Below are 6,000 nucleotides of genomic sequence, written 5' to 3' on the forward strand. Positions count from 1 at the left end.
ATATCAAAAATGATATAATTTAACGAATAAAATTAAAATATAAGATATAAAAAAATAATTTGATAAAAATAGAGAAAAGGAAGGGAATTTGATGAGTTTAGTGCAATTTAATAGGGTGTATAAGCAGTTTGCTGGGGAATATATATTGAAGGATATTAATTTTACGATTGAGGAGAAGGATAAGATTGGGCTTGTTGGGGTGAATGGAGCTGGGAAGTCGACAATTATTCGGATGTTGCTTGATAGAGAGCGAATTGATGGGGCGGAAGATAATTTGAATGAAGTTGGGAATATTGTGAAAAGTCCTTCTATGAAAATTGGGTATTTATCGCAAAATCATGAATTTTCGGATGAAAAAAACACGATTTATGAAGAAATGATGTCGGTTTTTGCAGAAGAGAGGGAAATTTGGCACGAACTTCAGAAGGTTAATTTGCTTTTGGGAACGGCTGAAAATGATGAGCTGGAAAAATTGATTAATAAGTCTGCGGAGTTGTCGTCGCTTTATGAGGCGAAGGGCGGATATGATATTGAGTATAAGATAAAGCAGATTTTGACTGGGCTGGAGCTGACAGAGGAATATTACAATTTAGTGCTAAAAGATTTGAGTGGTGGAGAACAGACTAGGGTTTCACTTGCAAAATTGCTATTATCTGAGCCAGATTTACTAATTTTAGATGAGCCAACAAACCATTTAGATTTGGTTTCAATTGAGTGGCTGGAAGACTATTTGAAACGGTATGCAAAGGCGTTTTTGCTTGTTTCACATGATAGGATTTTTTTGGATAATGTTTGTAACAAAATTTTTGAAATTGAGAATAAGAAATTGCATAAATATGATGGGAATTTTTCTGCATTTATTATTCAAAAAGAGATGATTTTGAAGGGGGAAATGAAGCGTTACGAAAAAGAGCAGGAAAAAATTAAGAAAATGGAAGAATATATTGACAGATTCCGTGCTGGAATAAAGGCTAGACAGGCAAAAGGACGACAAAAAATTCTGGATAGAATCGAGCGAATGGACGATCCTGTTTTTAATCCGCAAAGAATGAAATTAAAATTTGAAACAGACACGATTACTGGGGACAATGTTTTAAAAGTGAATGGAATTTCAAAAAGTTTTGATAATAAAAAAGTGTTGAATAATGTGAGTTTTCAGCTATTTCGTGGGGAAAGAGTTGGAATTATTGGAAAAAATGGGATCGGAAAATCAACTTTGTTAAAAATTTTGGTAAATAAATTGAAGCAAGATTCAGGAACAGTTGAGTTTGGTTCTCGTGTAAAAGTCGGTTATTACGACCAAAATCACATGGATTTGACTCCAGCAAACAATATTTTGCAGGAAATTAATAATTCTTTAAATTTGACGGAAGAATATTTGCGAACACTTGCGGGAGCTTTCTTGTTTTCAGGCGATGGTGTTTTGAAAAAAGTAGAAAAATTGAGCGGTGGGGAAAAAGTTAGAGTTTCATTCTTAAAATTGTATATGCAAAGAGCAAATTTCCTAATTTTAGATGAACCGACAAACCATTTGGATATTTATTCAATTGAAGTTTTGGAAGACGCATTGGAAGATTTTGACGGAACAATGCTTGTCGTATCGCATAATCGTCACTTTTTAGACACAGTTTGTAACACAATTTACTATCTTGACGAAAATGGTCTTACGAAATTTAAAGGAAATTACGAAGATTACAAGGAAAGTTTGAAAAACAATAAATCGAATCCGACTGCAACTGACATTGAAACAAAAGAAGAACAAAAATTGTCATATCAGGAGCAAAAGGAACTTTCTAAAAAAATTTCAAAATTGAAAAGAGATATTGCGAAATTGGAAGAGAAAATGGAGAAAATCTCAGAAAAACGGGAAGAATTGAATAAAGACTATGAAGAAGCTGGGCGAAAAAATGATGTTGGAAAATTGATGGAAATTCAGGAGGAATTTGACAGATTGGATAGTGACGAGATGGAAATGATGGAAGAGTGGGATTTGAAGAGTGAGGAATTGAAGGGATTTGAAGAGTAGAGAGTAGAATGGGGAAAATAAATGACAAATAACAAATACAACTGGGAAAACGAAAGCGACAAAATTTTAAAAAGGTTAGTTTCTCAAGATGAAGAAGAATTTTTGAGTAAAAGACGGGCAAGGGAATTGTTTGATAATGGAATATTGAAAAATATTCAAGTGGGAACTTTTGAAGGATTGAAGGAAATACATCGGTATTTGTTTCAAGAATGCTATGGAACTGCTGGAGAAGTGAGAAAACATGATATTAGGAAAGGTGATACCATGTTTTGTCGTGTGATGTATCTTGAAGATAATTTAAAGACGGTTTCAAAAATGCCTGAAAATAATTTTGAGGAAATAGTTGAAAAATATATTGAGATGAATATAATGCACCCATTTTATGAGGGAAATGGGAGAGCTACTAGGATTTGGTTGGATCAGATGTTAATAAAAAGATTGGGAATGTGTGTAGATTGGCAAAAAATTAATAGAAATGACTATTTATCAGCGATGAAAAGAAGTGTGGTTAATGATTTAGAATTGAAATTTCTTTTGAAGGAAAGTTTGACAAGTGATATTGAGGATAGAGATATGTTTATGAATGGAATTAATCAGTCTTATGAGTATGAAAATATGGGGAAATATGATGTGAAAGAATTGGAAGAATTAGATTGAAATTAAATTTTGAAATCATTGAAGTTGTAAAAAATGTGGGAGGGTAAAGAAAGCGAGAGAAGAATGTCTTTAGAGAAAAAAATATTGGAAATGCAACAAAATTTATTAAATATCGAAAAGGAATTGAAAAAGATGAATGAAGAGTCGATTGAAAAGCAGAAATATTTGTATGCCTTTTCTTTGAAAGGAATATTGAAAAGTATAAATTTTTTTATGAAATCAGATAATTTAAAAAGGGAATATGATAAGTATACGGAGGAAATTAGGAGAATTATTAAAAAGGAGTATGGTGAAGCTGAGTTACTGGAAAGACCGCTTAAGGTTAAAATAATTTATTTTTTTGACGAGTATGAATATATGATTAAAGATGTGGATAATTATTATAAAGTTTTGATTGATTCTTTGAAAAAGACTTTGATTATGGATGATAAATTTGTCGAAGAGCTGGTAATTTTGAAAAGGAAAACGAATAAGCTGTATTCATATGTTTCTGTTTATATTGAAGATTATAATGCTGAAGAAATTTATTACATTCCTGAAAAAATTGGAGAAATTCCTGAATTAGTTGTTGAGAAAAGAGAAATTTTAGAAGAAAAGAATGTTTTGGGAAAAGAAGATTCAAGTTTAGAGGAAAATAATTCAAAATCAGAATTAACTAAAGAAAAAAACCAGAAATCATTGGGAAGCAATGAATATTTTAAAGAACTTAAACAAAAGTATGATCAAACTTGTTCTAAGTTGAAAGTTCCAAATAATAGATATTCTGCATTAAAAAATGTATTTTTGATTGAATTGGAGAAAATAAAAGATAATAAAGAAATGTTTGAAGAAAATTTTTTAAAATTTATAGAAGAGACACCAAAGTTTGTAAATACAGATTTATTTGTTACGAAATATTCTGGAAGATCAAAACAGTTTAATATTAAAAATTTTAATAGAAAAAGAGCAAATAATTTTTTAAGAACAGGGTTTGGTTATGCTTTTGATAAATCATATAATTTTAAAAAAGTGTGATGGATAATAAGAGGAGGAGAACATGGAAAAATTAGTAAGAAGAGGTGGTGGCGGACATTCTCACGGTGGTGGGCATGGTCATTTTCATGGAAGTGGTGGAAGTCATCATTATGGTGGTCACTATGGTGGAGAACATAGTAGCGGAGAGCATTTGAGAGGGCATTCAGATGGAGAAGGAGATGGAAAGTCTAAAAAATCTAGTGATGATGAGCAAGAAAATTCGTCATCTTTTTGGAGAAGTCGTGGTTCTCATTCAAGAAGTTCCAGTCGAAAGAATTGTAAAAATATCGTTGACGTTAAGGAAAGACAGTCTTGTATTGATAGCAATAATAATGCTAATAATCTTGAGATGTTTTTTATTTTTTGTGCTATAATAGTTTATATTTTTTTAAAAATAAAAGATTTTGAAAAGAAATAATAATTTTAGAAAATCAAAAAATATTAGTAATAATTATAATTTTTAATTTTTTAAAAAATTAATTAAAATATAGTTGTTAATTACAAAATTATATGGTAGACTTAAAGTGAAAAAAATTTTAGGAGGAAGATTATGACAGAGGGAATGATAGATATAATAAAAAAAGTAATATCAATGTTGACAATAAGTGTAGCAACATTTTTTCCAATAAAAGCTGAAACTAATAGTGTATCAAAAAATAATAATGAATTAATCTGTATTGATCCAGGACATCAGCTTAAAGGAAATTCAGGATTAGAAGAAATTGGACCTGGTTCATCAAAGAAAAAACCAAAAGTATCATCAGGAACAAGAGGAGTAGCAACAAAAAAATATGAATATCAGCTTACATTAGAAGTCGGGTTAAAGTTAAGAGATGCATTGAAAAAAGAAGGTTATCAAGTATTTATGGTACGTGAAACACATGATGTAGATATCAGCAACAAAGAACGTGCAATAAGGACAAATAATGCAGGATGTTCAGTATACATAAGACTCCATGCTGATGGAATCAATAATTCTTCAACTCAAGGAGCTTCAGTTTTAACTTCTTCACCAGAAAATCCATACACAAAAGGCGTTCAAAAATCTAGTGATAAATTTTCACATGATATATTATCAGAATACGTAAAAGCAACAGGAGCAAAAAATCGTGGAGTTTCTTATAGAGATGACCTTACAGGAACAAATTGGTCAAAAGTAACTAATACATTAATCGAACTAGGATTTATGTCAAATCCTGATGAAGACAAAAAAATGTCAACATCAGAGTACCAGAATAAAATGGTGACAGGAATAGTAAATGGTATAAAAAAATATTTACAAGAAAAGTAAAAAAATAAAGTAAAGAAAGTACCTATTGAAATAATAAATAGGTATTTTTTTGTAAATAAATTCGAGTGCGTAAAAATTTTTGTGTAAATCTCTAAATAATATATGGTAAAATAACTATATAATATTTGGAGTTTTTTTTATATTCAAAAAAATTGACAACAAAATTTTTAACAAAAAGATAGCAAGAAGTCGTAGGCTTTCTATAAGTGGGAGATGAATTGCTTTTTTTGTAAAAAAATTGAAAAAAGGATATACCTATGATACAATTTTTGTATAAAATATCGAAGAGAAATAATTAAAAATAATATTCAAAATCAAAAGGAGGTGTAATTTCATGAAATATAATTTAGCATTCAAATATAGAATTTATCCAAATAAAGATCAAGAATTGTTGATAAACAAGACTTTTGGATGTGTTCGTTTTGTTTATAATACGATTTTATATATCGCTAATAAAATTTATGAAGAAACTGGAAAAAATAAAATAGTTACACCTGCCAGTTTGAAAAATGAAAATCAATTTCTAAAAGAAGTAGACAGTTTGGCACTTTCAAATGCTCAATTAAATGTAAGACGATCGTTTACGAACTTTTTTCAGAAGAGAGCGAAATTTCCAAGGTTCAAATCTAAAAAGAATAGTGTTAAAAGTTACACGACAAATTGTGTGAATAATTCGATACGAATTGAGGAAAACAAATATTTGGTTTTGCCAAAATTGAAAAAAGTAAAATTGAAATATCATAGAGAAATACCAAAGGATTACAGAATAAAGTCGGTAACACTAACAAACAGCAATGGAAATTATTATGTTTCTATTTTGACGGAATTTGAAAAAGAAATTCAAAAAAACCCAAGTAATGATAAAGTAATTGGACTTGATTTTTCAATGTCTGAATTATTTGTCAGTTCTGAAAACCAAAGGGCTGATTATCCAAGATATTTTAGGATGTTGGAAGAAAAATTGAAAAAATTACAGAAATCATTATCGAGAAAAGTGAAGTTTTCTAAAAAT

The 6,000-nt window shown here is 29.6% G+C and carries 6 protein-coding genes; all 6 read left to right on the forward strand.

Annotated elements, in window-relative coordinates:
* The first annotated feature begins 91 nt into the window (after positions 1-91).
* Positions 92-2,026 carry an ABC-F family ATP-binding cassette domain-containing protein gene (locus tag ACO409_RS06255; protein ID WP_485555838.1) on the forward strand — a complete coding sequence of 645 codons (1,935 nt, stop codon included), beginning with the start codon at positions 92-94 and terminating at the stop codon, positions 2,024-2,026.
* Positions 2,027-2,047: 21 nt separating this feature from the next.
* Entirely contained in the window at positions 2,048-2,683 is a 636-nt protein-coding gene (gene fic, locus ACO409_RS06260; RefSeq protein WP_485555840.1) for a protein adenylyltransferase Fic, read from the forward strand.
* Between the two features lie 33 nt (positions 2,684-2,716).
* The gene (locus tag ACO409_RS06265) at positions 2,717-3,697 is read left to right on the forward strand and encodes a RusA family crossover junction endodeoxyribonuclease (RefSeq protein WP_485555842.1); all 981 of its coding nucleotides are present in this window, start codon (positions 2,717-2,719) and stop codon (positions 3,695-3,697) included.
* 22 nt (positions 3,698-3,719) lie between these two features.
* Entirely contained in the window at positions 3,720-4,115 is a 396-nt protein-coding gene (locus ACO409_RS06270) for a zinc transporter 7-A (RefSeq protein ID WP_485555844.1), read from the forward strand.
* 132 nt (positions 4,116-4,247) lie between these two features.
* Positions 4,248-4,988, forward strand: coding sequence for an N-acetylmuramoyl-L-alanine amidase family protein (locus ACO409_RS06275; RefSeq protein WP_485555846.1), 741 nt, complete (start codon positions 4,248-4,250; stop codon positions 4,986-4,988).
* A 334-nt stretch (positions 4,989-5,322) separates the two neighbouring features.
* Positions 5,323-6,000: RNA-guided endonuclease TnpB family protein (locus tag ACO409_RS06280; RefSeq protein ID WP_485555848.1), on the forward strand; the 678-nt coding region annotated here is incomplete at its 3' end.

Source organism: Leptotrichia sp., assembly GCF_057270615.1.